Here is a 15,052-nt window from a genome sequence, read left to right as displayed (position 1 = left end):
ACAATAAGTATAAAGGACAAATGAGAAACAGATAATAAATATTTAGTATCAAAGTCTATTTTTCCTACTTTTGTATTTAAGAAAGAACCATGTATAATATAAATCTGAATCCATGAAAAAAAGCCTTGTAATCTTACTCCTTTTAAGCCTCGTTTTTCAAACAGAAGCCAAAAGCAAGAAAGATTTTAAAACCGTACGAATAACCTATCAAACAAGTTTCAACAATAAACCCGATTCTACATCAACTACTGTGATGGAGATATCCGACAATATAGCTCGCATAAGTTATAGTTCGACCCGTCAAGAAAAAGATGATGCCATTCAGAACATTTATTTGGACTATACCAATAATCAAGAAACAAAGGTGGCACAATTAAACGGTGGAGAAACCATTTACACGACTCGTACTTTTGTTATGAATGATGGTCTTACTCCTCAGCCCGAAACTGAAAAGATTACAGGCTATAATTGTAAAAAAGTGACTGCAAGCATCAATTCGAACAGACTCGAAATATGGTACACTACCGAGTTAGGAGTTATGGGGTCGATGCAACCCACCACAGCAATACCTGAAGGCGTAGTTTTGAAAATAGTACGCAACGGACAACGCGAAGAGAAAGCCGTAAAAGTAGAACTTCTGAAAGAACCAACCTCTTTACAACCAGTTCTTACCGGATCGCAGCTGTCAGCACCTGCATACAATTATAAGATACAGCAAAGCAAAGTAATAGCAGTTGATGTATTCAACCGCCAAAGTATCTATTTCAGAGATATACAAAAACCAACAGACTTGAACAGCACCGAAGTATTGCAATTTGCAAATGGTTCTATCATTCTGAAAAAAGTGACTCTTCCAACTGAAAACTCGGAATATTCAATTTTTACCGAACTATCTCAACACTCCGAAGGCGATGCCTATGACCGTACGGGGTCAGTATTTATAGTTCCAACAGATCGCAAACAATCTTTCTTAGATGGATTGATGCAAGGTAAAGAGGCATTACCTAAATATACAGATAAGCATGGCGACAAATATGAGGGCATGACAGTTACCAATGATTACCTGCCTCCATTAGAATTGATGCGTTTTTACACTTCATTTGGTGTAAAAGGTTTTAATCATATACAAGTAGCTAGTTATAACTGGCCCGATTCGGTTGTATTTAAACAAGAGGTAACCGATTATGCTAAAGCTTTGAAAGGCGAAGTATGGGTGGGTGCATGGATAGGAAACTATGCAGAAAACGGACACAATGTATCGTTGAAAATCAAATACTATCCAAACGAGAAGAAGGAAGCTAAGGAAATATATCCACTATTTACCACTGTAAACATCATGGAAATGGCAGGTCAAGCATATCCCGAAGGAATGTTCCGCAACGATTCGTTGACTGTAAACTTTAAAACGGATACTGATCTAAAGAATGCTTATATCCGATATATATCAACGGGGCATGGAGGCTGGGGAGGCGGTGACGAATTCAATCCCAAGCTGAACGAAATATTCCTTGACAACAATCGCATCATAGCCTATACTCCTTGGCGCGAGGACTGTGGAAGCTACCGCGAATTGAATCCTGCATCAGGTAACTTTTCGAACGGACTTTCATCTTCCGATCTTAGCCGTTCGGGATGGTGTCCTGGTATAGTGAGTTATCCCGTCTTTGTGCATATAGGAGATATAAAAGCAGGTAGCCACCAATTAAAAATAGCTATTCCCGTGGGAGATCCCGAAGGTACAAGCCGTAGTTACTGGTGCATATCAGGTGCTTTGGTTGGCGATAAATAAAGCAATAAAGAATCAACAGAGCAATTCTTCACAAAGAATTATTTATCTTTAGAACTCCTTACTAAGAAAACATTAACATTTTTAGAACCTATGAAAACATCTAAACTATTATATCTTTTAGTTGTAGTCCTGATTTTAGGCTTTACGGCTTGTTCTTCGGACGATGAAAGCAATACAATCAGCGTAAATGAATTACCCGATGTAGCCAGATCATTCATAAACACTCATTTACCAGATTACCAAACAGTAAAGGTAGAAGATATGAAACCCCAAGGTCTTGACCCTGACAAATACAAAGTAACTTTCTCTAATGATCTGACTATTGTATTCAACACAGAAGGTTATTGGAGAGGAATCAAAAGTGAGAACAAATTACCTGCATCACTGATAGAGATTCTAGATCAGGAAGAGATAGCTGCTTTAAAAGCCAAATATGCTAATCTGGAAATTAAAGGAATTTATAACAATATCTCATTTAGAAGGAAAGTTGTATTAGCAGACAATACTCCCTTGTTTCTATATTCAGATTCTAATACTATAATTGTAGCTAGCGATCTTACCGAAAATCTTGAGTCTGTACCTCAAAAGATAAAAGATTTTATAGAAAGGTATTATAGTAACATGTATGCTGAATATATAATACATGCTACCGAACGCAATGGCGAAGTATATAAAGTTTCGTTACTACAAAAGGCTAGCACTAGAACAAGTATAGCACCACAATTTTCCGCTAAAATTGAATTTGATAAAAATGCTGATTGGAACGTAATTTCAAACGAGCATTTCATTATCTCAGAAGATATATGGGCAACATTCCCTCAACATATAATAGAGAAATGGGCAAAAGACTATCCTAACACTTCAATAACCGAGGTTAGAAGAGATATGGAGACTTACCAATTCAAAATAGATAATTCTCACTATGTAATTGTGGATGCAGAACCTGCACAGACATTTAGAGCAGATGCAATTCAAGAATTTATATACACACATTTTGCTTCTAATAGTCCATCTTTAAGCATGTCTTTCAGCAGAAATCAATATAGCAGCCCACGTACATACAAATGCAAAATAGATGTGTCTGGCTATTATATTGAGATGGACGCTTTTATAGACGGAAGTTGGCAAACTCTACAAGTCGAGAATAAGCCTATGCCTCTATCTGTATTCGATACATTGCCCATAGGTATAAAGACTGTTTTAACTAATAAACAGATAATTGAACAGACAAAAAAAATCACCAAAGAGACCAATGGAGAGTATTCTGTTGAAGTTGCAAATGCAATATTCAAATTCAGCAGTAATGGCGATTTACTAAGCTAACCATTCTTAACTATCAAAAAAAGCAAAAGCTGCCCTTTATCGAGCAGCTTTTGCTTTTTTATTCAATATCTCTTTTGTAAAAGATTCTTATTTAAGAAAGTGAACTGATTATAATTCAACAATTCCCAATCCGACAAATGACCCTATTTGAGCCACAAAGTCGTTGTACTTTTGACTTTCAACAGCGTTAGTATAATCTTTATGAGAATTCACCAAGGCCATCATATTATCGTGATACTGCTTTTGAAATTTTTCTTGTTCACTTCCAGTCTCAGCATCCATATATCCTTTTACCGTAGCTATTAACTTATTAGCATTTTCTTGTAGCTCTTTGTTCTCAAAATTAGCTACCGGAAAAACAAGCGATTGTTTCTCGGTGATTGTAGTTTCACCTCCTGCTATTTTATTGGCTTCATGATAATTTGCATCTCCAAGAGCATTGTTGAAAAAATCAACAAACTCATTCTTAGTAAAAAACTTACTTTTCATATTTCCTTTCGAGTTCTGATCGCCCGTAGTTAATACCTCAGGAAAAGCCTCACCAACAGAATATGTACATCTATAGACATTATTATCAATAAACATAGCATCGGTGATACGAATAGGACCCTCATATTCTATGCCATCAATAAGCACCTTATTTGTTGGAGGCATAAAGCTACTTGCAGCCTTATCATCTACAACATATATCATTGTGAAAATAACATGCGGACTTTTTGTAGGATTGATTATTCCTCCTTTAGAATTCGTAAACACTTTAAACTTCACAGTCTCCTTATCGGGTAATACCATTGTATGAGTTCCTTCTGATATATTCAACTCTACAATTCCGTTTGGTTCAACTGTATATTTTTGATCAGCTATTTCAACATCAATAGATTTATCAGTAGGATTGGTCAGATAAAACTTCTCATTATCACCCAGTCCACAAGACGAAAATAGACACACCATCGCAAAGACTGAGAGCAGCCCTTTTACTTTTAACAACATAACTTCTTTTAATTAATTGGTACCTAAAAATTTACGGATACAAATTAACGAATAATAATTTTAACTCTTCAAACATTTACAAAAAAAAGTAAAAATACGAGTCTATTTACAACTTCAATAATGAAGATACTTATTCTATTCTCCTTTATTTATAAAACCTGTATCTTTGGTTTTCAATTCTAAAAACTAAGACTATAATGAACACAAATCAAAGAATGATCTATCTCAAGAATGTATGCTTAGCAGCTACATTATTTTTATTCTCTACAATCTACTCCATCTCCGCACCCATTAACATTCCACTGGGAGCCAATGCTTACATTACCCATAATACCGAAGGTGCTAAGATAAACGACGGAGGAGTATCGCAATGGAAAGACAATGGAACTGTTATTTCATCATGGTTCAGAATTAATCAGAAAGGTAAAATAAACCTATCGATAAGAGCTAAAGCTTTTACACCCGATACTAAAATACAAGTAACAGCGGGGGGTAAAAATTATCCCATAATTTTATCGAGTAAAGAATGGACAATTGTACCCGTTGCTAACAACATAGAGGTAGACAAGATTGGATATTTTAGGATAGATATACAAGGAACGAGCAAAAGCGGAGAGTTCTTTGCCGATCTTTCCGATTTAGTAGTTGATGGTACAGTTCTTGAAGTTGAACCCAATTATGTTCACGATTTCTCGTACCACTTCGGACGCAGAGGTCCATCAGTACATTTAAAGTATCCTTTTCCAGAAGAAGAATCAGTAGAATATTTTTACAATGAAGTTACCGTTCCACAAGGCGAAGATATAATAGGTTCGTACTATATGGCAAACGGTTTCGGACAAGGTTATTTTGGAATACAGGTGAATTCGGAGACCGAACGTCGTGTTTTATTCTCAGTATGGAGTCCTTTTGATACACAAGATCCTAAAGAGATACCCGACGATCAACAGATCAAAACATTGCAAAGAGGTAAAGATGTGCACATCGGTGAATTCGGAAACGAGGGCTCAGGTGGACAAAGCTATCTCAAATATATGTGGAAAGCGGCTACTACCTACAAATTCTTAACTCGTATCTATCCCGACGGGAAAGGGAATACAGTATATACTGCCTATTTTTATGCCAGTAACGAAAGTGAATGGCGGTTAATTGCCAGTTTCCTTCGTCCAAATACCAACACCTGGTACACCAATGCTTATTCTTTTCTTGAAAACTTCATTCCCAACCAAGGATATATTACCCGTAAAGTGGAATTCGGAAATCAATGGATTGTGACTAATAAAGGTACGTGGATAGAAATAACCAATGCCACATTTACCTACGATGCTACTGCAAAAGCTAAAATGAGACTCGATTATGCAGGAGGTGAAGTAAACAAGAGGTTCTATCTACAAAACTGCGGATTCTTCGATCAAAATACCGAATACAATACGCCTTTTAAAAGACCTGCAACAAACAAACGCCCTGATATAAATTTAAAGAAAATAACCTCTATCAAATAGGGCATATATTATTAGACCACAAGGTTGAATAAACTAAAAGAAGAGCTGTCCATTTTTATATCTGGACAGCTTCTTTTTTTACTTTTTGATTACCTGGAAATACGAGAAAACATTTCCACTTTAATAGCCTTAGCTATTGAATCTGGATCTATTTTCAAAGCCTCAGCAACTTTGGCTTTCACATCTTCCGAAGCTTTTAGAGTATCACTTTTGAAGGTGTACGCTATTGCTGAATCTGTTTTATCGTCAAAGATGATTTTATCACCATCTACTTTGTATTTTCCTTTAATTACTTCACCCTCATCGCCTGGGTTGTTTTCATAAGTGCCATCCATTTTAAATACATAGGTACGCTTTACGGCAACCTTCATACTATCAATATAATTGGTCACAGAATCGGTTAATAAAGAATCAACAGCCTCTACATCAGCAGTTAGCTCGGTAAACTTCCAAGTTCCTGCAACAGGATTAATGTCTGGCTTTGGATTATCATCGTCATCACTACTACATGACGCAAAACCGATACCGAAAACTAATGCAAAAAGAAAAATATTTACTACTTTTTTTAATTTCATGATTGATTGATTTAATAAACAAAAAACTCTTATTTTATACAATTGCATGAAAACTTTTCGACACACGCCTGTGCCAAAATCCCGGGATGTTTCTATAAAGAGATTCAAAAAAATACCGTGCGTTGCAGACTCAATATTAAAGAAATGTTAAGTAAAATTACATTAAAACCTTAAGTACTGGTTATGTGTAATTTAGAGAATAAAAAAAATATTCTAAAAAAATGCATTTTCAATCATTTTATCCAAATTCGAAACAAAAACAAATACATTTTCAATATTCGAAACACTATTTCAAACAAAAACATCACTTATTGTATCAAAAAGACACGTCAAGTGATGCTGTATATTTTAGAAAACGGATTAAAAAACTGTTATTTTTTACTTAAAATAAAGATACCACAACCATATTTACAATCGCAGTTGCGATTAATTAGATCATCCGTTAAGGTGATAAATTTATGCAAATCGCCCTTATCATCAACATACGAAAAAGACTCTAAATTAAACTCCTTAGCAAAGTAGTCTAATAAATATTTTATACTGAATATTCGGTGCGCATTAAACTCTATACGCTGCGGTCCAATGGGTACCGAAAAATACAATGTACCTCCCGATTTCAGCATCCTCGATATGTTGTTCAACCCTTTTATATGTCCATTCACATCAATAGGATCACCATATCTGCCCAATCCGAAATGCTCTATGGCATGAAGCGAAGATACCGAGTCGCAATAATCAATCCAAGGAAAATCGGGCGACATACAATCGGCCTGTACAAACTCTACATTATCAATTGATGGAGTAACCGATCTTATATCGACAATAGTTACAGGTCTGAAACTCGCAATATGAGCAATCAGCCCATTGATTCTCGACCCTACATCGACGTGCTTTATGGGATTGGCTTTGAATACTTCCTGAGCAACCAACAGATCCTGATGAAAATAATGACCCGATGCTACACCACCCTCTTCGTCTCTATCCCTTAAGCAGGGATAACTCAATATGGCTCCAAAGCTTTGATTATCTTCTTTCCACTGACTAACAAATTGGCGTTTGGTTTGTCGATACCAAGGTATTGATTTGAGACTTCTGAGTATCCTTCTGGGGTAAAAACCGAATATAAGCTGTATTTCTTTTATCATGATATTAAGAATGTTCGGTAAAGATATATAATCTCTGCGTATAAATCATATCCAGAATTATGTAACACATATCAACCATATAGTGCGTTACTTTGTTGTAGTAAAATCGCAATCTATTTAAGATGAGACTTTACAGGGATATTATTTACTCCTGATTTCTTAGTTAAGGAATAGCTTTTACAGTAATAAAAAAATATAAAAGATGATGGAAACCGATACAATAAAGAAAACCCTGCCCGTACTCAAAATGTCGTGCGGAGCATGTGCTACAAGTGCACAAAAGATACTCACACGTCAGGAAGGTGTAACATCTGCCTCAGTTAACTTTGCTACGGAAACAGCTCAAATAGAATTCGACCCGAAGAAAACCAACACCTCGAAGCTAAAAGCTGCTTTGCAAGGTGCAGGTTACGACCTTGAGATAGAGGAAGGGGAAGCAAGCAGCGAAAAGCTCGAAAACCTACACGAAGAGAATTACAAAGCTCTCAAAAAGAAAGTAACAGGAGCCATAGCCCTTTGTATACCACTTGTTATCATAGGTATGACACCTGCTTTGATGCACATGGAATATAGCAACTGGGTAATGTGGCTATTATCTACCCCAGTAGTATTATACTTTGGTAAAGATTTCTTCATAAGAGCATATAAGCAAGCCAAAAACCGATCGTTCAACATGGATACCCTGGTATCGCTCAGTGCAGGAACAGCCTATATATACAGTGTGTTTAATACCCTGTTTCCTCAATTTTGGCATGCACGAGGATTGCATCCCGATGTATATTTCGAAGCGGCAGCCGTAGTTATAGCCTTTGTTATGTTAGGTAAACTTCTTGAAGAAAAGGCAAAAGGTAACACCTCATCATCCATCAAAAAACTGATAGGCTTACAGCCCAAAACAGTAGTTATAATAGGTGCTGACGGTAATCAATCGGAAATACCCATTGCACAAGTACAAATAGGCGATATTGTTTTGGTAAAACCGGGCGAAAAGATAGCCGTAGACGGTAAAGTGATACAAGGTACATCGTTTGTAGACGAAAGTATGATAACTGGCGAACCGATTGCCTCCGAAAAGAAAGCAGACGATAAAGTATTTGCAGGAACGATTAACCAAAAAGGAAGCTTTCAGTTTAGAGCCGAAAAGGTTGGCGGAAGCACCCTGCTTGCTCAAATCATACAGATGGTGCAAGAAGCACAAGGGAGTAAAGCACCTATGCAAAAACTGGTCGATAAGATTGCGGGGATATTTGTACCCATCGTTATCGGTATAGCCATACTTTGTTTTGTGGTTTGGATGGTTGCAGGAGGCGACAATGCCTTTACACATGCCCTACTCTCGTTTGTTACCGTATTGGTTATAGCCTGTCCGTGTGCATTGGGCTTGGCAACCCCTACCGCCATTATGGTGGGAATAGGTAAAGGAGCCGAAAACGGTATTCTGATAAAAGATGCCGAAAGTCTCGAAACTATTCAGAAAGTAGATACAGTAATACTCGACAAAACAGGTACTATAACCGAAGGTAAACCACAGATAGTAGATATAAAGTGGAATGTAGAACCTACGGAAGCATTAAAGAACGTATTGTTTAGTATCGAAAAATCGTCGGAACACCCTCTGGCAGATGCAGTAAGTGCCTATTTCAGTAAAGATGCTCAGTATATCAACAATATACAAATAGAAAGCATCACTGGACAAGGTATTATGGGTACACACGAAGGTAGTAAATACTATATCGGTAATTTAAAACTGATAAGCAATGCTAACGTTTCTCTGGATGCTGCGACCAAAGAGTGGATAGAAAAACGCCTCAACGAAGCCAATACCGTTATCCTGTTCAGCAACGAGCACGAGGTTTTAAGTACAATAGCCATTGCCGACAAGATAAAGCAAACATCTATCGAAGCCATAGATCAGCTTCAAAAAGCAGGTATAGAAGTATATATGCTTACGGGAGACAACGAGCAAACAGCCCGATCTATTGCTCGCCAAGCCAACATCGGTCATTACCAAGCAGGGCTATTACCTGCCGACAAGACCAACTTTATCAAACAAATGCAGGCTGAAGGCAAAATTGTTGCCATGGTAGGCGATGGTATAAACGACAGTGCTGCACTGGCTCAGGCAAACGTAGGTATAGCCATGGGACAAGGTAGCGATATAGCAATAGATACGGCTAAAATGACAATCATATCGAATGATCTGACTAAGATACCTCAGGCTATCAAATTGTCGAAACAAACCAACCGTACTATTCGCGAAAATCTGTTCTGGGCATTTATATACAATCTTATAGCCATTCCTATCGCAGCAGGTGTGCTTTATCCATTCACAGGCTTTTTACTTAACCCTATGATTGCAGGAGCAGCAATGGCATTGAGTAGTGTAAGCGTGGTAAGCAATAGTATTATACTTAAATACAAATCATTATAAGGTCTGAGACCTATTTTAAAGCTTTCGTAAATATAAATACAATAAGTAGTTACAATTAAAAATAGAACATTATGTCACAAGAATTAAAATTTAAAACAACCATCAATTGCAACAATTGCGTGGCAAAAGTAAAACCTTTATTAGAAAAAGTAAACGGTATAGATAGTTGGAACGTTGACACCGATAACTCGGATAAAATACTGACAGTAAACTCATCGGGGGCAACTGCTCAACAAATTATAGATGCAGTAGAACAAGTAGGCTTCGATATAGAAAAGGTATAACTTTACTCACTTTAAAAGCAGTCTAAAAAGAGAAATACTTTTTAGACTGCTTTTTTATTTTAGGTTGTATAATAGTAGTATTTTATTGGAATCAATAATATTTTTCAATCCCTCCAAACCCCGTTATTATTTTATTCTCTTTCATTTTATTGATAAAGTTATTTAATCGCTTTTCAAATTCTTCGGGTCGTTTCCTTGCAGCTTCAATGTATGCAATTCGGATACGTTTATATGCATCGGAAAAATGTTGATAGTTTTTCCATCCTATTTTATCTTCTTTCAATCTGTCCATTATATCATTTGGAAAAATAAAAGGGACAGACAAAACATTTCGTATTTTATCCTCAAACTTAGGGTGTATCATTTTATTCTCCAATAACCATTTAAGTCTTTCTTTGTTGGCTTGAGAATATGTGCTTTTAGGCTTTCTAGGTGTGAAACGCTGAATTTTATGTTCTTCATCAAGCGATTTTGTCGTACTGTCAATCCACTCGAAACAAAGGGCTTCTTCAACAGCATCGTTGTATGTAATACTTTTTTTGGCTGACGACTTATAAGGAAATACAAACCAAATTTCGTCTTTGGCTTCAAAGTTGTCTGTCAGCCACTCTCTCCAATCTTCTCGATTTTCAAAATACTTTATTTTATTCTCTGTTGTCATAATCGTTCATTCAAACTAATTATTTTACTGCCTTTACTTTCGTAAGAATGTTTATTATTACGAATGCTTTTTTCATTCTTCTTACTTTTTGTTTCCTTGTCAAACAGTTTATGTTTTATCAAACGTTCAATTCCGCTTTTCATTGTCCGTCTGTGCTGTTCGCTGCTCTCACAAAAATTGATTGCGAGTATTCAAAACAGCTAAATACAAGCACTATTAATGCTCTTTTATCACGATATGTAGTCTAAGTAAAGCATCTTATTTTACTACGCCATCAATCAGAGAAATAGCTCGGAGACCTTAAAATAACCCGACAAACTATTTTAAACCCCTCAATATTGGTCTTAATAGAAACTTCTTTGTTTTCTTTGTATTTAAATAACTGATAGAATAAAAATCCATATCCAAAACGAAGAACAATACATGACAATAGACCCTACCCTCTTTTTCTCGATTCTTATTATAGCCTTAGTTGCTCTAATAGCATATCTGGGCTTACGTTTAAGAAGTTCCGAGAAGAGAAAAAAAGAGCTTGAAGGACGTTTCCACATGCTGGCAAACCGAAGGGATAACATTCACTTGGAGAGTATAGAAACGGTTTTAAACCCTCATCTCTTCAAGAATATATTGAACTCCGTACAATCGCATGCCTATCAGACCTATTTTGCGTTGGATAAGCTCGCAAACATACTCGATTATATTCTCTACGAAAGCAAAAACAAATATGTTACTCCTAGAGAAGAAATAGAATTTGCAAAAGACCTCATCGAAATAAATAAAATAAAACTAAGCCCTTTATTTGAGTTGACGGTGAAAACCAAGATAGACGAAACATCTTCGCTATACTCTCAAAAAGTATTAGCACCATTAATCACTATCGACTTAATAGAGAACGCTTTTAAGCATGCCGACCTCCAAAGCAAGGATGCTTATATAGCCATTGTATTTGGTTTTAAAGACAATATATTCAGCTTAACGGTGTCCAATAAAATATCGCCTAAGGCAAGTTTAAAAAAGGAAAAAAGCGGAATCGGAAATGTAACTTTCGAACAACGCCTCGATTTACTTTACAAGGATTGTTATGAATTGGAACGCATTATTGACGATGATGCTTTTATTGCGCATTTTAAAATTAATTTAGATGAATACAAAACTAAGGTGCTTAATTCTAGACGATGAACTTCCGGGCTTGGCATACCTGAAAATGTTGTGCGAACAGTTTCCCGAAGTCGAAATAGTCAAAGCATTTAACGACCCGAAGCTATTTTTGGAAGAAAGCAGTTCTCTAGAGTTTGACGCTTGCATTCTCGATATAGAAATGGGTGAAATAAATGGTTTGCAGATTGCCAACATTCTGAAAGATAAAGCCATTATTTTTGTAACAGCATACAAAGAATATGCAGCAGAAGCGTTCGACCTCAATGCTGTGGATTATGTACGCAAACCCATTCAACGCGATAGATTGAAGCAAGCCATAGACAAAGCAATCAGAAGAGTAGAAAAAGCGGCAGAAAAGAAGAACTTCGTTCAACTGAATAGCGAGAAAGGCAAAATACTACTTTACTTCGATCAGATAAGCCATATTACTATAGCCGAAACAGACAGCAGAGACAAAGTAGTGCATCTGATAGATAAGAAGACGCTTACGTTGAAAAACATCTCATTCGATAAATTATTGGAGGTACTGCCTCAAAATTTGTTTTGCCGTATCAATAAAAAAGAAATTATAGCATTAAAAGTGATTCAATATTTTTCGCATGACGAAATTATCTCTACCATTTTTCAAGGAGATAGCCCCGTTCGTTTTTTCATTACAGACACGTATAGAGCCGACTTTATGAAGAAAACAAATAGATAAATTTGTTGACTTTAAACCATTTTATAGAGTGAAAGAGTGAGTTTCGTTTCAATATTTTCCCCACTTATTACATATTTACACGTTTTTGTTGCCATATCTAAATTTCAGTTGTTTATATGTATAGTTTTACATTGAAATAACGAATTCTACCTATAAAATTTAGTTCTTATATGAAAAAAATAACGAATAGCCTCTTCTATATCATTACCATCGGAGGATTCTCTACACTTATGTATTGGATCATTTGCAAAGGGAAAGGATTGGAAGATGGCAGAGGTATCATATCAAAAACATCAGAAAACAGTGCTTTTCAAGAATTTATAAACTCGCTCACCGGCAACCTCCACCATTCTATCGGATTACTGCTTTTACAGATCATAACCATTATAGTTGTAGCTCGCGTTTTTGGATGGATATTTCAGAAAATGGGGCAACCCATGGTTATTGGCGAAATTCTCGCAGGGATAGTCTTAGGCCCATCGCTTCTTGGACTGTATTTCCCCGATGTATCGAGCTTTCTGTTCCCTGCCGAATCGCTCGGTAATCTTCAAATATTGAGTCAAATAGGACTGATTCTCTTTATGTTTGTTGTAGGTATGGAACTCAACCTCAAAGTTCTGCGAAACAAGGCACACGAAGCCGTCGTCATAAGTCACGCAAGTATTATAGTACCCTTTGCCCTCGGTGTAGGGTTGGCGTACTTTATTTACGAAACTCATTCGCCTGAACATGTAGAGTTTGCATCCTATGCTCTCTTTATCGGTATTTCGATGAGTATAACAGCCTTTCCCGTTTTAGCACGTATCATTCAGGAAAGAGGTATTCATAAAACCAAACTCGGAGCCATTGTTATCACCTGCGCCGCCGCCGATGATATTACGGCATGGTGTATACTAGCCGTAGTTATTGCCATCGTAAAAGCGGGTTCGATGGTAAGTTCGCTATACACCATTGTTCTGGCAATTGCCTATGTAATCTTTATGATAAAATTGGTTCGACCTTTTTTAAAGAAAATAGGCGAACGCTATCAGTCTGAAAAAAACCTGAGTAAATCGCTCGTAGCACTACTGTTTCTGGTATTGCTGCTCTCATCGTTTACAACGGAGGTTATAGGAATACATGCCCTTTTCGGTGCTTTTATGGCAGGTACTATTATGCCATCGAATATGCGATTCAGAAGTATGTTTATCGAAAAGATCGAAGACATAGCTTTGGTTCTTTTACTTCCTCTATTTTTTGTGATCAGTGGTTTGAGAACCGAAATCGGACTTCTGAACGATCCTGCACTTTGGAGAATTACTGCCTTGATTATTTTCGTAGCAGTATTCGGTAAATTCGTAGGAAGTGCATTAGCTGCACGATTCGTCAGTCAGAATTGGCGCGATAGCCTCATCATAGGTACATTAATGAATACCAGAGGATTGATGGAATTGGTTGTACTGAACATAGGCTACGATCTGGGTGTACTGAATGCCGAGATATTCGCGATGATGGTTATTATGGCTCTTGTCACTACCTTTATGACAGGTCCATCACTTAATCTGATTCACCGAATCTTCAAGACTGACAAGGAGGTGGTAAACGATAAGATGTACGACTTAGCGAGATACAAGCTGCTGCTATTTTTCCGCAACCCACAAAAAGGCACAGCATTGGTGAAACTGGCAAATAGCCTGTCAAAAAAAGTAGACGATAATACGTCCATTACAGCCATTCATTTGGCAGCAGGCAGTGGATTGCATCAAATGGATACCGATATCTACGAAAAGGAAAGCTTTGCGCCTGTTATTGCCGAGGCACAGTCTTTAAACAGAAAGATAATCTCCCTCTTTAAAATTTCGAACGATTTTGGTGATGATGTAGTAGATGTAGCCAACAAGGGCGATTATGATTTACTATTAATGAATCTCGAAGAGTCTATATTCGACGGAACGGTATTAGGCAGAGTACTCGGTTTTACGACTCAGATAATCAATCCCGAAAAATTGATAAATACAATGACGGGAAAAGAGAAACTAATCGAAAACTCTCTCATCGATAACAATACCCGTTTGATATTAGCTAAGACTAAAATACCAGTTGGTATTTTGATTGATAAAGACTTACAGAAATTCGATAATGTATTTATACCGATATTCAATGACAATGATGAGTTTCTGATTTTTTATGCTCAAAAGCTAATCCATAACGCAGATTCTCAAATTTCGATATTAGATCAGTCGGACAAAACCAAAAACCATTCTATCAAAGAACGTATCCGATTGATAGAGCATACCGCACCCAACCATATCAGATCGGTAAGTGTAGAATATGTAGACGAAGTATTTCTTCACAAACAGGATCTAATAATTATCAGCTCTGAGAATTTTGACAAGCTCCTTCAATTAAAAAAGGAATGGATTGATAAGTTGCCCTCTATTCTTATTTGCTCGCCAAGTAAAGTTTAAGAGACAAATAACTTCATACATAAAAGGCTATCCGTATCGGATAGCCT

General features: G+C 36.7%; 12 protein-coding genes. 8 read left to right on the top strand and 4 right to left on the bottom strand.

Annotated elements, in window-relative coordinates; genetic code table 11:
- Positions 1-112 precede the first annotated feature (112 nt).
- The gene (locus HGC4_RS04585; RefSeq protein ID WP_050708947.1) at positions 113-1,789 is read left to right on the top strand and encodes a PNGase F N-terminal domain-containing protein; all 1,677 of its coding nucleotides are present in this window, start codon (positions 113-115) and stop codon (positions 1,787-1,789) included.
- Positions 1,790-1,879: 90 nt separating this feature from the next.
- Positions 1,880-3,112, top strand: a complete 1,233-nt coding sequence (locus tag HGC4_RS04580) for a PepSY-like domain-containing protein (RefSeq protein ID WP_050708946.1) — start codon at positions 1,880-1,882, stop codon at positions 3,110-3,112.
- 108 nt (positions 3,113-3,220) lie between these two features.
- On the opposite strand, the gene HGC4_RS04575 is transcribed toward HGC4_RS04580, so the two are convergent.
- Complete coding sequence (locus HGC4_RS04575; protein ID WP_157258132.1) at positions 3,221-4,102, bottom strand: hypothetical protein; 882 nt, start codon at positions 4,100-4,102, stop codon at positions 3,221-3,223.
- A 197-nt stretch (positions 4,103-4,299) separates the two neighbouring features.
- Here HGC4_RS04575 and HGC4_RS04570 point away from each other — a divergent pair, with 197 nt between their 5' ends.
- Positions 4,300-5,604 (top strand): DUF3472 domain-containing protein, encoded by a 1,305-nt coding sequence (locus tag HGC4_RS04570; protein WP_087880145.1) that lies wholly within the window; start codon positions 4,300-4,302, stop codon positions 5,602-5,604.
- An 89-nt stretch (positions 5,605-5,693) separates the two neighbouring features.
- Here the strand turns inward: HGC4_RS04570 and HGC4_RS04565 are convergent, their stop codons facing one another.
- Both HGC4_RS04565 and HGC4_RS04560 read right to left on the bottom strand, forming a co-directional pair.
- A complete protein-coding gene (locus tag HGC4_RS04565) occupies positions 5,694-6,179 on the bottom strand; it encodes a lipocalin family protein (RefSeq protein WP_050708944.1) in 486 nt (161 codons plus the stop codon).
- Positions 6,180-6,550: 371 nt separating this feature from the next.
- Positions 6,551-7,324: a DUF268 domain-containing protein gene (locus tag HGC4_RS04560; RefSeq protein WP_082204071.1), complete on the bottom strand. Its 774-nt coding sequence runs from the start codon at positions 7,322-7,324 to the stop codon at positions 6,551-6,553.
- Between the two features lie 205 nt (positions 7,325-7,529).
- Between HGC4_RS04560 and HGC4_RS04555 the strand changes: the two genes are divergently transcribed.
- Together HGC4_RS04555 and HGC4_RS04550 are read left to right on the top strand one after the other, a co-directional pair.
- Entirely contained in the window at positions 7,530-9,755 is a 2,226-nt protein-coding gene (locus HGC4_RS04555) for a heavy metal translocating P-type ATPase (protein ID WP_199327677.1), read from the top strand.
- A 71-nt stretch (positions 9,756-9,826) separates the two neighbouring features.
- A complete protein-coding gene (locus HGC4_RS04550) occupies positions 9,827-10,039 on the top strand; it encodes a heavy-metal-associated domain-containing protein (RefSeq protein ID WP_050708942.1) in 213 nt (70 codons plus the stop codon).
- 91 nt (positions 10,040-10,130) lie between these two features.
- Here HGC4_RS04550 and HGC4_RS04545 read toward each other — a convergent pair whose 3' ends face one another.
- Entirely contained in the window at positions 10,131-10,700 is a 570-nt protein-coding gene (locus HGC4_RS04545; RefSeq protein WP_050708941.1) for a YdeI/OmpD-associated family protein, read from the bottom strand.
- Between the two features lie 423 nt (positions 10,701-11,123).
- On the opposite strand from HGC4_RS04545, the gene HGC4_RS04540 reads away from it, so the two are divergent.
- The 3 genes from HGC4_RS04540 to HGC4_RS04530 all read left to right on the top strand — a co-directional run bounded on the left by HGC4_RS04540 (position 11,124) and on the right by HGC4_RS04530 (position 15,005).
- A complete protein-coding gene (locus tag HGC4_RS04540; protein ID WP_050708940.1) occupies positions 11,124-11,879 on the top strand; it encodes a histidine kinase in 756 nt (251 codons plus the stop codon).
- Positions 11,842-12,558: a LytR/AlgR family response regulator transcription factor gene (locus tag HGC4_RS04535; protein ID WP_050708939.1), complete on the top strand. Its 717-nt coding sequence runs from the start codon at positions 11,842-11,844 to the stop codon at positions 12,556-12,558. The genes HGC4_RS04540 and HGC4_RS04535 overlap by 38 nt, the downstream gene beginning before the upstream one ends.
- Positions 12,559-12,728: 170 nt before the next feature.
- The gene (locus HGC4_RS04530) at positions 12,729-15,005 is read left to right on the top strand and encodes a cation:proton antiporter (RefSeq protein WP_050708938.1); all 2,277 of its coding nucleotides are present in this window, start codon (positions 12,729-12,731) and stop codon (positions 15,003-15,005) included.
- Positions 15,006-15,052 lie beyond the last annotated feature (47 nt).

It is taken from the genome of Dysgonomonas sp. HGC4 (assembly GCF_001261715.1).
Taxonomy (GTDB): domain Bacteria; phylum Bacteroidota; class Bacteroidia; order Bacteroidales; family Dysgonomonadaceae; genus Dysgonomonas_A.
The sequence above is the reverse complement of the archived record's forward strand: the minus strand, read 5'-3'. Positions and strand labels throughout refer to the sequence as shown.

Coding starts and splice junctions, on each gene's coding strand:
- HGC4_RS04580 (WP_050708946.1), top strand. CDS start 1,880: ATGAAAACATCTAAACTATTATATCTTTTAGTTGTAGTCCTGATTTTA.
- HGC4_RS04535 (WP_050708939.1), top strand. CDS start 11,842: ATGAATACAAAACTAAGGTGCTTAATTCTAGACGATGAACTTCCGGGC.
- HGC4_RS04585 (WP_050708947.1), top strand. CDS start 113: ATGAAAAAAAGCCTTGTAATCTTACTCCTTTTAAGCCTCGTTTTTCAA.
- HGC4_RS04545 (WP_050708941.1), bottom strand. CDS start 10,700: ATGACAACAGAGAATAAAATAAAGTATTTTGAAAATCGAGAAGATTGG.
- HGC4_RS04570 (WP_087880145.1), top strand. CDS start 4,300: ATGAACACAAATCAAAGAATGATCTATCTCAAGAATGTATGCTTAGCA.
- HGC4_RS04565 (WP_050708944.1), bottom strand. CDS start 6,179: ATGAAATTAAAAAAAGTAGTAAATATTTTTCTTTTTGCATTAGTTTTC.
- HGC4_RS04550 (WP_050708942.1), top strand. CDS start 9,827: ATGTCACAAGAATTAAAATTTAAAACAACCATCAATTGCAACAATTGC.
- HGC4_RS04560 (WP_082204071.1), bottom strand. CDS start 7,324: ATGATAAAAGAAATACAGCTTATATTCGGTTTTTACCCCAGAAGGATA.
- HGC4_RS04555 (WP_199327677.1), top strand. CDS start 7,530: ATGGAAACCGATACAATAAAGAAAACCCTGCCCGTACTCAAAATGTCG.
- HGC4_RS04530 (WP_050708938.1), top strand. CDS start 12,729: ATGAAAAAAATAACGAATAGCCTCTTCTATATCATTACCATCGGAGGA.
- HGC4_RS04540 (WP_050708940.1), top strand. CDS start 11,124: ATGACAATAGACCCTACCCTCTTTTTCTCGATTCTTATTATAGCCTTA.
- HGC4_RS04575 (WP_157258132.1), bottom strand. CDS start 4,102: ATGTTGTTAAAAGTAAAAGGGCTGCTCTCAGTCTTTGCGATGGTGTGT.